Below are 17,533 nucleotides of genomic sequence, written 5' to 3'. Positions count from 1 at the left end.
CCTCGAGCCCGTCCGTCCCTGTCACTCGCCGGCACGCGGCTTTTGGCCCGACCGGCCGTACCGCCGCTATGTCCACGCGCCCGACCGGTACCATCCTCGACGACGATCGGTTGCTCGCGCTGCGGGACACCGACGAGTCGGCGGCCTCGGAACTGGCGCTCGAGCTCACGCCGGTCGCCGAGTTCATGGACGCCGCGGCCGGCGACCGGATCGACTGGGACGTCGACGAGTACGAGGACCAGCCGATGCTCGTCTGCAGCGCGATTCCGGACGAGCAGACCGCCGACGCGCCTTACCCGCGCCAGCTGCTCGAGGAGGGCGGCGAGGTCGTCGCGCCCGTCCCTGACCCGCTGGTCCGAGCCGAACCGCCCGAAGGGTTAGGGATCGACCTCGAGGCGTACGACCCCGCCCGCCCGCTGCTGTTCGACGCGATCACGGCCGCGGAGACGATCGGCCTCGTCCCGGTCCGATTCGACGACGGCGAACCGTACCGCGCCGAACCGCTCCCGGAGACGCCGGACGACAGCGATCCCGTCGCCGAGGAGACCATCGAACGCGAACGCGAGGGCGACCCGACGCCCCGGCCCGAGACGATGGACGCGCCGATCGATCCGCTCGCGTTCGACGACGCGATGGCCGACGCGCCAACCGACGTTCCCGAGGCCGACGTCGTCGGCCTCCTCGAGGCCCTCGAGACCCACGACCTCGTCGGGACGGCGGATCACGTCGCCGGGAAGCCGCCGCTGTCGGTCGACCATCGGGCCGTCTGCCTGCTCCCCGACGACGCCTGGACGGAGCGGCTGGCGCCGGCGCTCGAGGAGCGCGACGTCGACGTCGATCCCGACGCGCTCGCGGTCGCGAAGGCGGTCCACGAACGACAGGCCGAACGGCTAGTCGCGGAGGCCGGGACCGACGACTACGCCGACCTCCTCGGGGAGTACGCCGTCGCCGTAACCGACGCGCGCGACACCGCCGAGTGGGAGATTTCGGAGCCGGGGACGGAGGACCGGGACCTGGATCGAAACCGGGACTGAGAACCGGCGAGCCGGGGTCGCATTCGCGATGGTCGCGATCCGGTCGACCGATCGGAACCGACACGAGCGAGCGGTCTCGACCGGCGACGTCCGGCTGATGTGGGCACATACGTGCATACTATCGGCCGTTCTGCCCCTCGTTCTGCGCACGAATCCGAGAGTTAATGAGCCTCGCGGCCGCCGTCTCGAGTATGACTGAGACCGCGACCGAGACCGAGACCGAGACCGAGATCATCGACGGCAACGCCGTCGCGAGCGAGATTCGCGACGACCTGACCGACGCCATCGAGACGCTCGCCGACGCGGGCGCGCGGCCGGGGCTGGCGACGGTGCTGATGGGCGACGACCCCGCCAGCGAGACCTACGTGAACATGAAACAGCGGGACTGCGAGGAGGTCGGCATCGAGAGCTACCACGTCGACGTCGACGGCGACGCTCCGCCGGAACGGCTGTACGACGAGATCGCGGACCTCAACGAGGACGACGACGTCCACGGCTACATCGTCCAGGCGCCCGTCCCGGACCACGTCGACTACCGCGAGGTCATCCGCCGGGTCGACCCCGCGAAGGACGTCGACGGCTTCCACCCCGAGAACGTCGGCCGGCTGGTCGCCGGCGACGCCCGGTTCCGTCCCTGCACCCCTCACGGCGTCCAGAAACTGCTCGAGGCTGCCGACGTCGACACCGAGGGCAAGGACGTGACGATCGTCGGCCGCTCCGATATCGTCGGCAAGCCGCTCGCCAACCTGCTGATCCAGAAGGCCGAAGACGGCAACGCGACGGTGACGGTCTGTCACTCGCGTACCGAGGACCTCGCCAAGAAGACCCGCAGCGCCGATATCGTCGTCGCCGCCGCGGGCGCCCCGGAACTGGTCGACGGCTCGATGATCGGCGAGGGCGCGGTCGTGATCGACGTGGGCGTCAACCGCGTCGACGCCGACAACGAGAAAGGGTACGAGCTCGTCGGCGACGTCGAATTCGAGAGCGCCAAGGAAAAGGCGAGCGCGATCACGCCCGTCCCCGGCGGCGTCGGCCCGATGACCCGCGCGATGTTGCTCTACAACACGGTCAAGGCCGCGAGCCTGCAGGCGGGCGTCGACGTCGACCTGCCCTGAAACGCTGCTGAAGGTCCCGTTTCTCTCGAAGTCCCCGGTTCTGTTACTCGCCCGCCGTGAACTCGAGCCCCTCGAGTCGATCCTGTGCGCGACTGAACGCCAGCTCGTCGCCCCGAAGGCCGTTGGCCAGGTCGCGGGTCGCGTCGATCAGTTGCTCGGCGGTTCGGGGCTCGACGTCGCCGTCGAGCATGCGGATCCGCTTGACGTGCTCGCCGAGCGTCTCGAGTGCGGTGCGCTCGCTCGTGGTGAGGGCTCGATCCCGCTCGTCGAGCCAGGTCCGGACGTCGCGGCGGTACTCGCGGACGGCGTTCGCGTAGGCGAGTCCGCGGGCCGTCCGGAGCGTCGTCGGGACCTCCTCGACGGGCGGGCGCTCGCCGTCGTCGGCGTCGCGCAACAGCGAGAGGAAGTACAGCTCCTCGCGCTCCTCGAGTTGGATCTCTCGTCCGACGATGTCGGCGACGTGGAGCAGTTCGGTCGCGGCGAGGTAGGTGTCGTCGAGGTCGCGAAGCCGGCCGGCGTTGACGAACCCGCGACGGCGGACGTAGTCCCGGCAGTGTTCCTGCGCGCGCTCCGCGAGGTCGTCGATCGGGACGTCGTCGACGTCGCTGCGGACCGCCGTGAGATCGAAGGCGACCTGCAGGTCGGTGTGTTCGGTCCGCTCGTCGACCCCGACGCTGCGGATGCTGCCGCAGGCGGGGCAGCCGATGCTGCCGGTCTCGTAGTACGACCAGCGAGTCCCGCACTCCTTGCACTCGCGTTCGCCCCTGATCTTCATAGGCCGGTCTAGGGCTGGCGTCCCAAAAGTCCCTCCGGAGCGACGCCGGCCGCTCTCGGCTCAATGACTCGTTTTTCGTCGCGGAGTGTCTCCCCGTACGGAGTGTTCGATCCGATGACGGTTTTCGGAAACGGACGGTACAGCGGCGCTGACGGTCACAGGTGGGGGGACGACGTTCAATAGGTGATTAACGGACGGCAGTTGCAGGCCGCACTGAAACCAACTGGAACGTTCTATCCGGAGATATGTCCCATCGAAGACTAAACCGACGCACGTTCGTCGCCGCCGCAGGTACAACAAGCGCGCTCGTACTGGCCGGCTGTACCGACGGCGGCGGAAACGGCGCGAACGGTACCGACGGAGGCAACGAGACGGAAGACGGGACCGGCAACGAAACCGACCTCGGCGACGGGAACGAGACCGAGGACAACGAGACCGGCAACGAAACCGACACCGAGACGTACGCGCTGACGGTCACCGTCGAGGACGATCAGGGCGAACCCGTCGAAGGCGCTACCGTCACGGTCGAGGGCGACGGCGCCGGCGGTATGATGGACGACGGGATGGGTAACGAGACCGCCGGTAACGCAACCGACAGCAACGAAACCGACGGCAACGAGACCGACGATAACGAAACTGGTCTCAACGAAACCGCCGGTAACGCAACCGACAGCAATGAAACCGACGGCAACGAGACTGCCGGTAACGAGACCGACGGAATGGCCGGCGGCACCGATCAGACCTGGGAGGAGGAGACGGGCGAAAACGGCGAAGCCGAGTTCGAGAACCTCGAGAACGGCGACTACACCGTCACCGCCGAACACGAGGGCCAGCAGACCGAAGACGAGGTTACGATCGACGGATCCGACGAGGAGCTCACGCTGACCCTCGGCGAGGGTGCGACCGGCGGCGCGGGCGGCAACGAGACTGACGGAAACATGACCGACGGCAACGAAAGCGAGGAGAACACGACGGAGATGTAACTCGCTCGCGGCTCGCCTTCGATCCCCGACGTCACCCGCGGCCGCTCACGACTCGAGACCGCTCGCTCGAGTCCGGTACCGTCGCGGTGACAGACCGGTGTTCGACCGCTCGCCGAGACGTCGCGCCCCACTATTTTGGTGTTGCCGCCGGTAGCGATCCGTATGCGCGACGAGGAAGAAATCCGCGAACAGTACGAGTTCCTCACGGAACACCTCGAGAGCGACGAGATGCGCCACGACGGCGTCGAGCAGATGTTCACCTACTACAAGCGGGCGCTCGGGTGGGTTCTCGAGGAAGAACACATGTGATTCCGTGACCTATCATGGCTGCGTCCTATTCCGTTACATTTAAGTTTTACCGGCGAATCCTTTCAGGTGACGCTTCGCTTGGAGGGCCGAAGCGTCAGCGGGGACCAATTCAGGGCGGCAAGCGATCGCGTGACGTTTTTCCCGTCACGCGATTTGCTTTCCTGTTTACTACACGTCCGAGCGACGGCTTCGTTCTATGTTCTGATCGACACCGCTCGAGCCGCCGCCGTATCGCTCCACTCGTATAACTATACCGAAACGAACACACTGTACTGTAAACATGAAGCGAACGTTATACGTGTCGCCTGGGGAAATCAGTCACGGCGATTATCATTCGAAACGACGCTCTCTCTCCGGAATACGCCGGGTATCGTTCCGTTTCATTCGTAACGACCCGATAGCCTTATTAAAATTCGACAGTAAGTGAGCCTAGGACTTTCCCAATGTACGACTTGACAGGATTCCAGCGAGACCTGCTCTACGTCATCGCTGGCGAGGACGAACCCCACGGACTGGCCATCAAGGAAGAACTCGAAGAGTACTACGAGAAGGAGATTCACCACGGCCGGCTCTACCCGAACCTCGATACGCTCGTCGACAAGGGCCTCGTCGAGAAGGGACGGCGCGACCGCCGGACGAACTTCTACACGCTCACGCGCCGCGGCCGGCGCGAACTCGAGGCGCGCCGGGACTGGGAATCCCAGTACGTCGACCTCTAAGCTGAACGTGGTTTCGTCGCGAACGCTCACTGCGCTCGCCGGTCTCGCCGTCAGCCTACTCGTCAGCGCCGCCGCCTGGATCTACCTCGATACGGTACTGCTGTTTCTGTTCCTGCCGTTCGTCCCGTTCCTCCTCGGTCGCGGCCGCCGGTCCGAAGCCGACGCTCGAGCGGTGCGGCGGTGTCCCGACTGTGGGTTCCAGACGTCCGATCCGAACTACGAGTACTGTCCCCGCGACGGATCGCGGTTGCGCGGAGACGGTCTCAGCGAGTAACGCGATCGACATCGGGCCCACCGTTCTCGAACCGTCTCCCGCGAGTTCGATGGAGGTCGAGAATTCACCGCCGGCGCGTCGCTTATGTGCGGCCGGAGCGAATGTTCGCGAGTGAACGAGGTTCCGCTGCAACTCGCCGAGCCGCCGCTCGAGGAGACGGTCGTCCGGATCGCGCTGGCCGGCGCGCTCGGGATGTTCCTCGGTCTCGAGCGCGAGTGGTCGCAGAAGTCCGCCGGCATCCGGACGTTCTCGCTGATCAGCCTGCTCGCCGCGGTCTTTACGATCCTCTCGCTCGAGACCGCCGTCGGCGAGGGACTGCTCGTCCTGGGCGGGTTCCTGGTGATCGTCCAGGGCGTCCTGCTGGCGGTACAGGGCTTGCTCGGCGACGAGGACGCGGGGCTCTCGCTGACGACCTCGGTCTCGATGCTCGTCGCCTACGGCGTCGGCGCGCTCGTCGCCGCACAGTACATCATCGAGGGCGTGACCGTCGCCGTGGTCTCGTCGCTACTGTTGGTCCTGAAGCGCGAACTCCACGAGTTCGCCTGGGGACTCTCCCGCGAGGAGATGCGCTCGACGACCGAGTTCGCGATCCTCGCGTTCGTCATCTACCCGCTGCTGCCGTCCACGTACTCGCTCGATCTCGGCGTCACCACGATCGAACTCGAGCCGACGGTCATCTGGCTCATGGTCGTGGCGGTCGCGGGGATCGGGATCGCCAACTACGCGATCGTCTCGACCTACGGCGGCCGTGGCATCGCCGTCACCGGCTTCTTCGGCGGCCTCGCCTCCTCGACAGCCGTCGTCGGGACGATGCTCGATCACGTCCGCCAGCGGCCCGACGCCGCCTCCTACGCCGTCGCCGCCATCCTGCTGGCCAACGCCGCGATGGCCGCGCGCAACCTCGCGATCGCGGTCGGGTTCACCGTCGGCGGCCCCAACGACGTCCTCGTCGAGGCGATCGTCCCGCTGGGAGCCGTCATCCTGATCGCGTTCGCCATCGCGGCCCTGACCGCCGACTGGGGCCAGTCCGGCGAGATGGAACTCGAGAGTCCCTTCTCCCTGAAAAACGCGCTCGCGTTCGGCGCGGTCTTCCTCGTCGTGCTCGTGTTCGGGTCGGTGGCCGAGAGTTCCTTCGGGACGCTCGGGTTCTACGCGACGGCCGTCGCCAGCGGCTTCGTCTCGAGCGCCGGCGCGACCACATCGGCGGTCGTCCTCTACCGCGGGGGCCAACTGGCGGCTGCCGAGGCGACGATCGCCATCCTGCTCGCGACGGTCTCGAGCATCGTCGTGAAGGCGATGCTGGCGGCGACCTCGTCGAACCACGGGTTCCGCAATCAGGTCGCGACCTACAGTGCCGCGCTGTTGCTCGGCGGCGCGCTGGCGTCGGTCGTCTTCGTCGTCTAAGGTCGGGGATCGGGTGCCGCGCCGTCCGCCGATCGGAGCGCCGCCGCCTTGCCGGCCCGTCGGCCCGCCGGCCACGACGAACGGCGCCGCGAGGTCGTATCCCTTTACTTTCTCCCCGGTAAACGAACGCCATGGACAGAGAGACGGTCGAACCGCGGGTCGAGGCGCTCCCCGGCGAGCGAGCGCAGCGGTGGGTCGACTACCACCACGAGTTCGCCGCGCCGAGCACCTACGTCTACGAGTTCGTCTGGGATACGAGTCGCGAGGCGATCGGCCCCTTCTGCACCGACGTCGACGGCAACGTTTTGCTGGACTTCACGAGCCACGTGGCCGCCGCGCCGCTGGGATACAACAACCCGGCCGTCCGCGAGAAACTCGAGGAATTCGACCTCGTCGATCCGCTGAAGATCGCCGGCCAGGACTTCTACGTGAGCACCGACGGCAGCGAACCCCCGGCCGACGCGGAGCTTCCCGGCCCATCGCAGCTGATGGACCGGCTCGTTGCCGCGACGGACCACTACGACATGGATCGGGTGTTCCTCTCGAACTCCGGCGCGGAGGCCGTCGAGAACGGGATCAAGATCTGCTACGCTGCGGGCGGCCACCGCGCGTTCACCTTCGAGGGCGCGTTCCACGGCCGGACGCTGGGCGCGCTCTCGCTCAACCGCTCGAAGACGGTCCACCGTCGGGGCTACCCCGAAGTGCCGGGCGTCGTCAGCGTTCCCTACCCCGGAAGCGAGGAGGCCTACGAGACCCGGTGGCGCACCGACGGCCCCGGCGGCAACGTCGTCGCCGACAAACTCCACCCCGAACAGGGCGTGATCGATCCCGACGAGGTCGCCTTCCTCATCCTCGAGCCGATCCAGGGCGAGGGCGGCTACCGCGTCGCCCACGACGAGTTCGCCCGCGATCTCGAGGCTCTTCGGGAGCGCTACGACCTCAACGTCGTCGTCGACGAGATCCAGTCCGGGCTGGGCCGGACCGGCGAACTGTGGGCCGTCGACCACCTCGATCTCACGCCGGACGTCATCACGGCGGGGAAGGGACTGCGCGTCGGCGCGACGATCTCCCGCTCGGACGTCTTCCCCGAGCAGAAGGGCCGCCTCTCCTCGACGTGGGGCGCGGGCGACGTCATCGCCTCGATGCAGGGCGCGCTGACGATGGACGTCATCCACGAGCAGAACCTGCTCGCGAACGTCCGCGACCGGGGCCGGCAACTGCGCGGAGGACTCGAGGACGCCATCGAGGACGGGGACCTCCCCGGCGCCGTCGACGTCCGCGGCCGCGGGCTCATGCTCGCCGTCGAGTTCGATACCAAGGCGCGCCGCGACGCCGTCCTCGAGGCGGCCTTCGAGCGCGGGTTCCTGACGCTGGGCTGCGGGTACAAGACGCTGCGCCTGCTCCCGCCGTTGGACGTCACCGAGCGCGAGATCGACCTCGGCGTGCGGTTACTGCGGGAAGCGGCCGCGGACGTCGCACCAGCGTTCGACCGCTAGCCCCACGAGGGACCCACCGCGCATCGTCGTACGAAAGCCCCAGCCTCTTTCCGCGTCCGAACGAAGTCGAGACACAATGATCGGCGCATTTACTGTCGGCAAGAAAGCGGTGAAGTTCGGGTACAAACGCTACGGGATTCCGGGGGCGATCGCCTCGGGCGGGCTCGTGCTGGTGGGCTACGTCGCCGTCCGCCGCGCGCTCAAATCGCAGACGAACGCCGACGACGCGACGCTCGATTCGGCGATCGACGCCGGGTCGATCAAATCGGCGGTCGAGGAGGACGGGCTGCAGGCGGTGACCGATACCCAGACGCTCGACGACGCGATCAACCAGGACGAACTGAACACGCCGGTCGACACGGACGACGTCCAGTCGTCGGTCTCCGAGGAAACGGACGAGCTCACCGACGACGGAAACGAAGGACAGGCGTAGAATCGCTGTTCCTACCGTTTTGGTTTTCGGACGCGACTCGAGCGCCCTGCGGACCGCGACTTACTCGCCGCGAAGTTCGTTCATGTGGTCGATCCGCCGCTGGACGAGGTCGGGCTTGCCGATGTCGTGGCGCATGTGCAGTCCCTCATCGCCGGCGACCGCGAGGGCGTCCTCGGCGATCTCCTCGGCCTCGGTGATCGAATCGGCGAGGCCGACGACGGCGAAGGCGCGCGAGGTGGTCGTGTAGATGCCGTCGTCGCGCTCGTCGACGCTGGCGTAGTACAGCAGCGCATCCCCGGCGCTTTCCTCGTCCACCTTGATCTTCGCTCCCGCCTCGGGGTCCGTCGGGTAGCCCTCGGGGACGGCGTACTTGCAGACCGTCGCCTGCTCGGCAAAGTCGAGTTCGGGCAGTTCCTCGCCGTCTCGAGCGGCCGTCAGCACCTCGAGGAAGTCGGTCTCCAGCACGGGTAAGGTGTTCATCGCCTCGGGATCGCCGAAGCGGGCGTTGAACTCGACGACTTTCGGCCCCTCGCTGGTCAGCATGAACTGGCCGTAGAGGATCCCGCGGTAGTCCTCGAGGGCGTCGACGGTCGCCTCGATGATCGAGACGGCCTCCTCGTAGTCGTCCTCGGTCATGAACGGGAGGTGCGTCGTCGCGTCGGAGTAGCTGCCCATGCCGCCGGTGTTCGGCCCCTCGTCGCCCTCGTAGGCGCGCTTGTGGTCCTGCACCGCCGGCGCGGTCCGGAACTCGCCGTTGGCGACGAAGGCCTGAACGGTGAACTCCTCTCCGATCAACCGTTCCTCTAAGACGATCCGGTCGTACTCGGACTCGCGGATGTACTCCTTGCCCTCCTCGGCGGTGACCTGATCGCCGATCACCTTCACGCCCTTGCCGCCCGTGAGGCCGGCGGGCTTGATCGCGAGGTCGCCGTCGTACTCGTCGATGAACTCACAGGCCGCCTCCATGTCGTCGAAGGTCTCGAAATCGGGACAGCCCGGAACGTCGTTCTCCTGCATGAACCGACGCTGGAAGGCCTTGTCCGTCTCGATGCGGGCGTCGGCCTCCTTCGGTCCGAAGGCGTAGACGCCGGCGCCCTCGAGTTCGTCGGCGACGCCGGCCTCGAGGGGCGATTCGGGGCCGATGACGGCGATCGTCGCGTCGACGTCCTCGGCGTACTCGACGACGGCCTTCGGGTCAGTCGTCTCGAGCGTCTCGAAGTCGGTCGCGATCGCGGCGATACCGGGGTTTCGGTTGCCCGCACAGGCGTAGAGGTCGGCCTCGCTATCCTCGAGCGCACGGGCGATGGCGTGTTCGCGGCCGCCGCCGCCGATCAGGAGCACGTTCTCTCGCATGGTCGCTAGCGGAACGCACGAACCTGTAAGCGTTGCTCTTTTCTCGAGTGGAAGTATGCACGATTGTGGTTACTCTAGCGGCGTGCTCGACTGGAGCGAGGAGATAGAAAATATATACGTCCCGACCGAACTGTCATACGTATGAACCGCCGCCCGTTCCTCCAGACCCTCGCAGCCGGGGGCGCCCTCCTGACGGCCGGCTGCGCGGACTCGCTCCCGCTCACCGCGGCAGAGCTCGATTCGGACGCCGTTTTCGCGACGTCGCGGTTCGACGGCGGGGACCTCGTCGTCGAGTTCCGGGACGACGTCGACGTGCGCGAGGTCGCCCTTTTCGATCCCTCCCGCGACGACGAGTACGAGACGATCGATGATCCCGATCGATCCGTCCGCTTTCGGATCGTCCTCCCGGAGCGCCTCGAGACGCGGCTCTCCCCATCGCTTCGCGTCCGAGCCGAGACGGCGGACGGCATCGCCACCCTGCGCGTCGGCGGCCAGGTCCACGCGTTCGTGCCCGATGTCGAACCGCTTCCCGATGGCCGCGCGCGACTCGCGATCGAGAATCAAGGCACCGCCCCGCTGCTCGTCCGCTTCGTCGCCGTCTACGGCGACGTGCCGAATCCGACGGTCGATCCGCAGGCCGACGCGTTCGACCGGTCGTCGTTCGACCGCGGCCCGGGCGTCGTCGGCGTCGACGGGAATCAGCGTCTCTCGCCCTCGAGAACGGATCTCGTCGTTCCCGCCGACGCGACGCGAACCTTCGAGACGACGTACGCGCCGTTCGCATTCCCCGACGGCGTCGACGCCGCGGACTGCAGCGGCGACGAGCGAACCGGGAAGGTCGCCGTCGTCCACGGCTCCGGCGGCAGCGCCGCCTACGACTTCACGTACTGGCTCGAGGGGGAGGCGACTGCGCTCGAGGGCCGGGACGCGGCGGTCTGTGCCATCTCGGAAGCGGACACGGACTGATAGTGGGACTTGGAAACGTCGTCTCGTCTGCAACGAACAGCGCGTCTTGATCACCGAGTCGGTCGCCGCCAAAACGAGTCGGAAGGGTGACGCTCGAGCCTGCAGAAGAATTATGACACTTTCGCTACCGGTTGTCGTCAATGCTCGAGTGGTTCGGCGGCGTATCGAACGTCATCGATTTCGCCATCCCGGTATTCGGCCTGCTTCTAATTGCGGTCCTCTCGAGAGTCACCGAACCGAACCGGAGCCGGCGATACGTTGTTCCGGCGTTTTGCTGCTGGGCCGGGTCCAACCTCATGCTCGCCCTTTCCGAGGGAACGCTCGTTCCGGTGCCTCGTCTCCTCGGCGTCGGTCTCGCGGTCGCGTTGCTGTTCGGATTTCTGGTCCTGTTCTGCCGCGGGCTGTACGAGATCTGGCCGCTGCAGAACTCGTCCGAATCCTTCCGACTGTGACACGGCCGAACGAACGGGTTACGCGTAGAACAGCGGCGGCCGCCGCTCACCGCCGTACTCCTCGTCGGGGAGGTGTGCCTCGAGCGCTTCCTCTCCGGCGTCTCCGAGCAGCTGATCCAGCACGTCCACGGCCGCGTCCCGGTGCAGCGGCTGGTTGTCGTTCCCGCACTGCTCGTCCATCACGCAGGCGGGACAGCCGTCGACGCGGCCACAATCGCAGTCGGCGATGTGCTCGCGTGCCCGCCGGGCGACGGCTTCGAAGTTTTCGTAGATCGCCCGCGCGAACCCGAGGCCACCGTCGATCCCGTCGTAGATGAACCAGCCGCTGGCCGGCTCGCGCTCGAGGCCCTGTGCGATCTCCCTGACGGTGGCTTCGGCGGCGGCGATGTTTTGCGGCGCGTCGCCGTTCCGCGCCGTCCCGAATCCGGTCTCCTCGCGCGGCGACTGCTCGAGGTGCGAGTCGATCGTCAACGTCGCCAGCCCCCCGAGATCGCGCTTGTCGACCATCAACTCGAGCGGCGCGACGCCGATCGTCGCGTGCTCGGCGGCGTGGAGCCCGCCCGCGTAGCCGAGGTGGGCCGTTTGGGCGAGTTCCCCGTCCATCTCCGGCACCGTGAAGTCGCGGTACTTCTCGACCAGGGCGTCCTCGACGTACTGGGGCACCTCGAGCCAGCAGAGTTGCGTCTCCATCGACAGCGGCGGGTTGTCGGTCGGGATCGCCTGCTCTTTCTTCTTCCCGCCGTGGACTGCGACCTTGTCGTAGGTGCCGTGGTAGACCAGCACGCGGCCGCGGCCGAAGTGCAGCGTGAAGTCGCCGATCTCGCGTGATTCTTCCGAGACCGCATCGAGGACCGTCACGTCGGTCCGCGTCCGCGTGTAGTAGTCGACGTCGGTCGGCCGCACCGTCACCGAGGGCCGGGGCGCGTCGTGCTCGACGTCGACGACCTCGTACTGCTGGCCCTGATGCAGCCGGACCGCGCCCTCGTGGAAGTCCCGCAGGACGCGCTCCTCGGCCAGCGGCTCCATCTGCGGATCGTACTGCTCGTCGACGCCGTCGGCCAGTTCGACCTCGTACTCCTCGCCGGTCGTCGCGTACAGCGAGATCGACTGCTGCGGTCGCGGCGGGCCGACGTAGGAGACGCCCGTCTCGAGGCTCCCCTGTAACTGTCCGGCGCGTCGCCACATCTCGAGGGCCCGCTCGAGGCGCTCGCGGTCGGCCAGCCGCCCGACGTCCGACTCGTCGATCGCGAGTTCGTCGGCCGCACAGCGCAGGTGCTGGGCGAAGACCGCGTCGTTGTCCACGTCGACGACCGCGTCCTCGACGTCGTTCTCGAGCAGGTAGTCGGGGTTGTTCACGACGTACTGGTCGAGGGTTCGGTGTTCGGCGACCAGCACCGATAGGGCGCGTTTCGTCCCCCGGCCGGCGCGGCCGAGCTGCTGCCAGAACGACTGGCGCTGGCCGGGATAGCCCAACTGCACCGTGGCGTCCATCTCGCCGATGTTGATCCCCAGCTCGAGGGCGTTGGTCGACGCGACGCCGTCCAGCACGCCGGTCTTGAGCTGGTGCTCGGTGCCGTGGCGCTTCTTGCGCGAGTGGCCGGCGTGATAGGGTTCGATGGCGCTGCCCCGATCCGGGTTCGTGTAGTAGCGGCGGTTGTCGTGGCGGTGCTTCGACGCCCGCTTGACCGAGAGTTCGGCGAGCTTTCTCGAGGGCGAGAACAGCAGCGTCTGTGCGTCGTGGTAGGTGAGATGCGAGAGGAGCCGCGGCGCTTCGACGGTGGCGGGGACGCGCTCGACGATGGCGTCCTCGCCGCCGTCGCTTTGCGTCGCTTCGCCACCGTCCGTCTCGCTCCACTCGTCGCGCTCGTCTTCCGTATCCTCGCGGCTCACGTGTCGCTCCTCGCGGCCCTCGCTTCGCTCGGCCCGCGTCGCTCCCGTTCGCATCTCCGAGGACTCGCTTCGCTCGTCCTCGCGAGCTCGCGGCGGCGGATTCCACAACACCAGATCCCGCGGCCCCGTCGGCGAGCCGTCCTCGTCGACGACCGTCACGGGTTCGTCGATCAGCGCCTCGGAGTGTTCGCCCGGATTGCCGATCGTCGCGCTCGTGAGCACGAACTGCGGGTCGGCCGCGTAGTACTCGAGCACCCGCTTCAACCGCCGAATGATCCAGGCGACGTGCATCCCGTGGACGCCGGTGTAGGTGTGGGACTCGTCGATCACGACCAGATCGCAGGCCGACAGAAAGCGCGCCCAGCGGTCGTGGTCGTGCAGATATGTGTTCACGCCCGCGAAGTTCGAGATGATGACGTCGGCCTCCTCGCGGATCTGTCGGCGAGTCTGCCCGCGCTCCGTGTCGCCGTCGTAGACCCGCACCGAAATATCGAGTCCCAGGTCGTCGAATAGATCGGTCAACTCGCGCTCCTGGTCCCGCGAGAGCGCCTTCGTCGGGTAGAGGACGTACGCCGTCGAGTCTTCGCCGCGAGCCCGCGCCTCGAGGTAGTTCCGCGCGATCTGGAGTGCGTAGATCCGCGTCTTTCCCGAGGAGGTGCTCGTCGCGACACAGACGTTCTCCTCGCGGGCCAGTGCCTCGAGGGCCTCGGCCTGATGAGAATAAAGGTCGTTCGCGAGCGGCCCCGCGAGTTCCGGCCGCAGAACCTCCTCGTTGGGCACCGTCGATGCGTCGCGGCCCGGCAACTCGAGGACGGAGACGTCGTCGTCCGACCGGTAGCCGGGGAAGGTGTCGGTCAGTTCGTCGCCGGTGATCGGAATCTCCGTATCGTCGGTTGCAGACTCGCGCTCGCTCATCTAGAAATCACCCAGTCCGGTCTGTTCGCTATCGGTCGTGCTCGGATCGCTGTCGTTACCTTGCGATGTCGAGGCGTCCACAGTCCCCGAACTCGAGCCCGCTGTCGCACCCGAATCAGAAACCCGCGGCGCGTCCCGAAGCCGCTCGTAGACGTGCCACAGGGCCCGGCAGTCGTCCTCGCAGTAGGCCTCGTGGCGGTGCCACTCGAGCGGCTCGCCCGTTCGCATAAACCGCTGGTACGCTGCGGCCGTCTGCGCGCCGTCGAGGCCCGTTCCCGCGTCCTCGTAGCCGAGCGCGCCGGCGACCGACTCGAGCTTGTTCGTCCGCCCAGGGAGGAGGGCGTTCTCGTTCTCGACGGCCCACAGGTAGAGGTCGAGTTTGGGGATCGAGTCCCACTCCTCGGCGTAGTAGGGGACGTGTTTGGCGACGAACGCCTCCAGATGTCGATAGTCGAATCCCCACCCGTTCCAGGTCAGCAGGGCTCTGTTCGGGTGGACGCCCAGCAGCCAGTCGCAAAAGGCCTCGAGCACAGCGGCCGGATCGCTCGGATCGTCGCGTTCGACGAACGCCCGGTGCTCGTCTGTCGCGGGGTCGTAGACGCCGATCTGCCAGATGATCGTCGGCGAGAGTCCGTCGGTCTCGATGTCCAGACAGAGTGGCGGGGTCGACCAGTTCTCGCCGGGCAGCGATTCGTCGCTGAGTCTACGGGGCTCGCCGGTCTCGAGGACCGTCGCGTGGTGGTGCATCCGACGCGCGCGGTCCCGACCGACGTTGGGCAGTTCGGCGAGCCGTTCGACCGGCGTCTCGAGCAACTCGGATCGCGTCGTCACGCCGCGGTCGGCCAGCCGCTCGGCGGTCTTCGGGCCGATTCCGGACACCGCCTCGAGGCCGAAGTCGGTCACGTCGTAGGTGTCGACGCCGATGCCGTCGGCGGCGAACTCGAGGAGCGCGATGGACTGTCCACCGCCGTATCCCCCAGTGGGACCGACTCCCTGCACGCGGACGGAAACGCAGTCGTCCCCGGCCGGTTCGCGATCGATCGCAGGGTCGTGATCGACGCGTCGGACCGCACCCGCACCGCCGCCGGTCTCCGTCTCAGCCTCGAGGTGCCACAGTTCATCGTAGCCGGCCGGCTCGCTGCCCGTCAGAACGGTCGTGACGCGGCCCGTCGGTAGTGCCGCGGCGAGGACGTCGGCGCCCTCGAGGGTCGTCTCGAGGGCCGTCGGTCGCGTCGAGGTCGCGATATCGTCGCAGACGAGCGCAGCGCCCTCGTCGGCGGTTTCGAGCGCGCTCGAGACAGCATCCGGAGACGCCTGCATCGCCCGTGCGCTCTGTGCGACGACGACCTCACGGTCGGCGATTTCCTGTTTCTGGAGGGAGCTATCGCCGGCCTCGAGCGGTGGATGGAAGACCGACGCGTCGAACGCCCGCCGCGCCGCGGCGAAGGCCTGCGGCTCGCGGGACGGGCCGAGCACCCAGACGGCATCGGGCTCGAGGGTCCGATCGACGTCCGCGAGGGTCGCGGCGGGTCGGTCGACGATCGCCGACGGCGGGAGGGCGAGCAGGCGAGCGCCGGCTCGAGCGGTCATTGATCGTCGGAAGGCGCGGGGGGACAAAGAGGGTTTGGACAGCGCGGTGAAAGTGGTCGGTTCGATCAGTCCGAACCCACTATGTACGGGCACTCCAAATTGGGCGACAATGCAACAGTACCTCGATCTCGTCGACGCGGCGCTCTCGGAGGGGACCCACAAGCCCAACCGGACCGGCGTCGACACGATTTCGTCGTTCAGCGAGCACTACGAGGTCGACCTTCAGGAGGGGTACCCGCTCCTGACCACCAAGAAAATGGACGGTTACCGGTGGAACTCGATGCTCCACGAGGTCTGCTGGTACCTCTCCGGCGAGGAGCACATCCGCAACCTCCGCGAGGAGACCAAGATCTGGGACGCCTGGGCCGACGAGGAGGGGCGCCTCGACACCGCCTACGGTCGCTTCTGGCGGCGCTACCCGATTCCGGAGGGAGAGGCGCAACTCGAGGGCGAGTCCTGGCCCGACGAGACGAACCGCTGGGTCACTGAGGAGGCGGACGGTCGCCGCACGTTCGATCAACTGCAGTACGTGATCGACACCCTTTCGGATAGCCCCAACTCGCGGCGGCTCGTGGTCAACGCCTGGCACCCCGCGAACGCGGCCGTCTCGACGCTGCCGCCCTGTCACTACTCCTTCGTCTTCAACGTGCAGGGCGACCGGCTGAACTGTCACCTCACGCAGCGCTCGGGCGACATCGCGCTCGGCGTCCCGTTCAACGTCGCGGCCTACGCGCTGCTGACGAAAGTCGTCGCCCAGCAGACCGGCTTCGAACCCGGCACCTTCGCGCACACGGTCGTCGACGCCCACGTCTATTGCGGCAAGGGCGAACGCGGGGACTGGTACGCCGACAACCTCGAGGCCCTCCAGTCCCGGCTGGCCGACGTCGACGACCGCGAGGACTACCTCGCGGTCAAGGAGTGGCTCGAGTCCGAGGCGCCGCCGGAAGCCGAGGGCGACGAGCGGCTGGATCACGTGCCGGGTCTGCTCGAGCAGCTATCGCGCGAGCCGCTCGAGCGACCGACGCTCGAGGTGGCGGACGTCTCGATCGACGAGCTGGCCTACGAGGACGTCGAACTGAAGGGGTACGAGTCCCACGACGGGATCAAATTCGGCGTCGCAGAATGAACGACCGCAAACTCGAGGACGAGGGAGCGCTTCCGGAGACCGACCGCGAACTCGTCGGCATCGTCGCCGTCGCCGACAACGGCGTCATCGGGAAGGACGGGGACATGCCTTGGCACATCCCCGCGGATCTGCAACACTTCAAGGAGACCACGATGGACCACCCCGTCATCATGGGGCGGGTCACCTACGAGGGGATCCTCGAGGCGCTGGGCGAACCGCTGCCGGGGCGGACGACGATCGTCCTCACGAGCCGCGACCTCGAGACGCCCGAGAACGCCGTCGTCGCGACCGATCTCGAGGACGCGCTCGAGGCGGCGGAGGCGGCGGCACGGGAGCGACACGACGGCGCCGATCGGATCTTCGTCGCCGGCGGCGCGACGGTCTACGAACAGTTTCTGCCCGCCCTCGATCGGCTGGTCGTGACCGAGGTCCACGACGACCCCGACGGCGACACCCGGTTCCCCGACTGGGACCGCGAGGCGTGGACGGAAGTCGCTCGAGACGAGCGTGACGGGTTCGCGTTCTGCGAGTACGTCAGCCCGGAATCGACGGTCGACGCCTAGCCCGGCCCCGGCCGCCGCCGTTCGAGAACCGGCGATGATCGGTCACGCAGGTGGATGCGCCTATCTTTGTCATATGTTACCACTGAGAGGAGGAGAATGATCGCTGGCAAAACCGATACTGTCTCCGACCGTTTCC

The 17,533-nt window shown here is 67.3% G+C and carries 17 protein-coding genes; 13 read left to right on the top strand and 4 right to left on the bottom strand.

The window, feature by feature from the left end; translation table 11 throughout:
• Window positions 1-68: 68 nt before the first annotated feature.
• Together ACYQ26_RS13170 and folD are read left to right on the top strand one after the other, a co-directional pair.
• On the top strand, window positions 69-1,034 hold the full coding sequence (locus ACYQ26_RS13170) for a hypothetical protein (protein WP_459809357.1): 966 nt from the start codon (window positions 69-71) through the stop codon (window positions 1,032-1,034).
• 191 nt (window positions 1,035-1,225) lie between these two features.
• Window positions 1,226-2,149: a bifunctional methylenetetrahydrofolate dehydrogenase/methenyltetrahydrofolate cyclohydrolase FolD gene (gene folD, locus ACYQ26_RS13165; RefSeq protein WP_459809356.1), complete on the top strand. Its 924-nt coding sequence runs from the start codon at window positions 1,226-1,228 to the stop codon at window positions 2,147-2,149.
• 43 nt (window positions 2,150-2,192) lie between these two features.
• Here the strand turns inward: folD and ACYQ26_RS13160 are convergent, their stop codons facing one another.
• Window positions 2,193-2,924, bottom strand: coding sequence for a DUF7117 family protein (locus tag ACYQ26_RS13160; RefSeq protein ID WP_459809355.1), 732 nt, complete (start codon window positions 2,922-2,924; stop codon window positions 2,193-2,195).
• Window positions 2,925-3,169: 245 nt separating this feature from the next.
• Here ACYQ26_RS13160 and ACYQ26_RS13155 point away from each other — a divergent pair, with 245 nt between their 5' ends.
• The 7 genes from ACYQ26_RS13155 to ACYQ26_RS13125 all read left to right on the top strand — a co-directional run bounded on the left by ACYQ26_RS13155 (window position 3,170) and on the right by ACYQ26_RS13125 (window position 8,542).
• Complete coding sequence (locus tag ACYQ26_RS13155) at window positions 3,170-3,907, top strand: hypothetical protein (protein WP_459809354.1); 738 nt, start codon at window positions 3,170-3,172, stop codon at window positions 3,905-3,907.
• 162 nt (window positions 3,908-4,069) lie between these two features.
• Window positions 4,070-4,216, top strand: a complete 147-nt coding sequence (locus ACYQ26_RS13150) for a hypothetical protein (protein ID WP_013880625.1) — start codon at window positions 4,070-4,072, stop codon at window positions 4,214-4,216.
• Window positions 4,217-4,659: 443 nt separating this feature from the next.
• A complete protein-coding gene (locus ACYQ26_RS13145; RefSeq protein ID WP_459809353.1) occupies window positions 4,660-4,935 on the top strand; it encodes a PadR family transcriptional regulator in 276 nt (91 codons plus the stop codon).
• A 7-nt stretch (window positions 4,936-4,942) separates the two neighbouring features.
• Complete coding sequence (locus ACYQ26_RS13140; protein ID WP_459809352.1) at window positions 4,943-5,209, top strand: zinc ribbon domain-containing protein; 267 nt, start codon at window positions 4,943-4,945, stop codon at window positions 5,207-5,209.
• Between the two features lie 111 nt (window positions 5,210-5,320).
• The gene (locus ACYQ26_RS13135; RefSeq protein ID WP_459809351.1) at window positions 5,321-6,613 is read left to right on the top strand and encodes an MgtC/SapB family protein; all 1,293 of its coding nucleotides are present in this window, start codon (window positions 5,321-5,323) and stop codon (window positions 6,611-6,613) included.
• Window positions 6,614-6,744: 131 nt separating this feature from the next.
• Window positions 6,745-8,109: an aminotransferase class III-fold pyridoxal phosphate-dependent enzyme gene (locus tag ACYQ26_RS13130; RefSeq protein WP_459809350.1), complete on the top strand. Its 1,365-nt coding sequence runs from the start codon at window positions 6,745-6,747 to the stop codon at window positions 8,107-8,109.
• Window positions 8,110-8,185: 76 nt separating this feature from the next.
• Entirely contained in the window at window positions 8,186-8,542 is a 357-nt protein-coding gene (locus tag ACYQ26_RS13125; RefSeq protein ID WP_459809349.1) for a hypothetical protein, read from the top strand.
• Window positions 8,543-8,602: 60 nt separating this feature from the next.
• Here the strand turns inward: ACYQ26_RS13125 and purD are convergent, their stop codons facing one another.
• Window positions 8,603-9,895 (bottom strand): phosphoribosylamine--glycine ligase, encoded by a 1,293-nt coding sequence (purD, locus tag ACYQ26_RS13120; RefSeq protein WP_459809348.1) that lies wholly within the window; start codon window positions 9,893-9,895, stop codon window positions 8,603-8,605.
• Window positions 9,896-10,036: 141 nt separating this feature from the next.
• On the opposite strand from purD, the gene ACYQ26_RS13115 reads away from it, so the two are divergent.
• Both ACYQ26_RS13115 and ACYQ26_RS13110 read left to right on the top strand, forming a co-directional pair.
• Window positions 10,037-10,861 (top strand): hypothetical protein, encoded by an 825-nt coding sequence (locus tag ACYQ26_RS13115; RefSeq protein WP_459809347.1) that lies wholly within the window; start codon window positions 10,037-10,039, stop codon window positions 10,859-10,861.
• A 140-nt stretch (window positions 10,862-11,001) separates the two neighbouring features.
• On the top strand, window positions 11,002-11,313 hold the full coding sequence (locus ACYQ26_RS13110; protein WP_459809346.1) for a hypothetical protein: 312 nt from the start codon (window positions 11,002-11,004) through the stop codon (window positions 11,311-11,313).
• Between the two features lie 18 nt (window positions 11,314-11,331).
• Here the strand turns inward: ACYQ26_RS13110 and ACYQ26_RS13105 are convergent, their stop codons facing one another.
• Both ACYQ26_RS13105 and ACYQ26_RS13100 read right to left on the bottom strand, forming a co-directional pair.
• Window positions 11,332-14,118, bottom strand: coding sequence for a DEAD/DEAH box helicase (locus tag ACYQ26_RS13105; RefSeq protein WP_459809345.1), 2,787 nt, complete (start codon window positions 14,116-14,118; stop codon window positions 11,332-11,334).
• The gene (locus ACYQ26_RS13100) at window positions 14,119-15,708 is read right to left on the bottom strand and encodes a ribonuclease H-like domain-containing protein (RefSeq protein ID WP_459809344.1); all 1,590 of its coding nucleotides are present in this window, start codon (window positions 15,706-15,708) and stop codon (window positions 14,119-14,121) included.
• A gap of 109 nt (window positions 15,709-15,817) precedes the next feature.
• Between ACYQ26_RS13100 and thyA the strand changes: the two genes are divergently transcribed.
• On the top strand, window positions 15,818-16,834 hold the full coding sequence (thyA, locus tag ACYQ26_RS13095) for a thymidylate synthase (RefSeq protein ID WP_459809343.1): 1,017 nt from the start codon (window positions 15,818-15,820) through the stop codon (window positions 16,832-16,834).
• Window positions 16,831-17,397, top strand: coding sequence for a dihydrofolate reductase (locus ACYQ26_RS13090; RefSeq protein WP_459809342.1), 567 nt, complete (start codon window positions 16,831-16,833; stop codon window positions 17,395-17,397). Before thyA ends, ACYQ26_RS13090 begins: the two co-directional genes overlap by 4 nt.
• Window positions 17,398-17,533 lie beyond the last annotated feature (136 nt).

Source organism: Halopiger thermotolerans (assembly GCF_054654555.1).
Note: the sequence above shows the minus strand (reverse complement) of the source record. Positions and strands in the feature narration are given on the sequence as shown.

Excerpts from the sequence above, each read along its gene's own strand:
- ACYQ26_RS13160 (WP_459809355.1), bottom strand. The coding sequence starts at position 2,924 with ATGAAGATCAGGGGCGAACGCGAGTGCAAGGAGTGCGGGACTCGCTGG.
- folD (WP_459809356.1), top strand. The coding sequence starts at position 1,226 with ATGACTGAGACCGCGACCGAGACCGAGACCGAGACCGAGATCATCGAC.
- ACYQ26_RS13115 (WP_459809347.1), top strand. The coding sequence starts at position 10,037 with ATGAACCGCCGCCCGTTCCTCCAGACCCTCGCAGCCGGGGGCGCCCTC.
- ACYQ26_RS13090 (WP_459809342.1), top strand. The coding sequence starts at position 16,831 with ATGAACGACCGCAAACTCGAGGACGAGGGAGCGCTTCCGGAGACCGAC.
- ACYQ26_RS13150 (WP_013880625.1), top strand. The coding sequence starts at position 4,070 with ATGCGCGACGAGGAAGAAATCCGCGAACAGTACGAGTTCCTCACGGAA.
- ACYQ26_RS13130 (WP_459809350.1), top strand. The coding sequence starts at position 6,745 with ATGGACAGAGAGACGGTCGAACCGCGGGTCGAGGCGCTCCCCGGCGAG.
- ACYQ26_RS13125 (WP_459809349.1), top strand. The coding sequence starts at position 8,186 with ATGATCGGCGCATTTACTGTCGGCAAGAAAGCGGTGAAGTTCGGGTAC.
- ACYQ26_RS13100 (WP_459809344.1), bottom strand. The coding sequence starts at position 15,708 with ATGACCGCTCGAGCCGGCGCTCGCCTGCTCGCCCTCCCGCCGTCGGCG.
- ACYQ26_RS13105 (WP_459809345.1), bottom strand. The coding sequence starts at position 14,118 with ATGAGCGAGCGCGAGTCTGCAACCGACGATACGGAGATTCCGATCACC.
- ACYQ26_RS13145 (WP_459809353.1), top strand. The coding sequence starts at position 4,660 with ATGTACGACTTGACAGGATTCCAGCGAGACCTGCTCTACGTCATCGCT.
- ACYQ26_RS13155 (WP_459809354.1), top strand. The coding sequence starts at position 3,170 with ATGTCCCATCGAAGACTAAACCGACGCACGTTCGTCGCCGCCGCAGGT.
- ACYQ26_RS13110 (WP_459809346.1), top strand. The coding sequence starts at position 11,002 with ATGCTCGAGTGGTTCGGCGGCGTATCGAACGTCATCGATTTCGCCATC.
- thyA (WP_459809343.1), top strand. The coding sequence starts at position 15,818 with ATGCAACAGTACCTCGATCTCGTCGACGCGGCGCTCTCGGAGGGGACC.
- ACYQ26_RS13170 (WP_459809357.1), top strand. The coding sequence starts at position 69 with ATGTCCACGCGCCCGACCGGTACCATCCTCGACGACGATCGGTTGCTC.
- purD (WP_459809348.1), bottom strand. The coding sequence starts at position 9,895 with ATGCGAGAGAACGTGCTCCTGATCGGCGGCGGCGGCCGCGAACACGCC.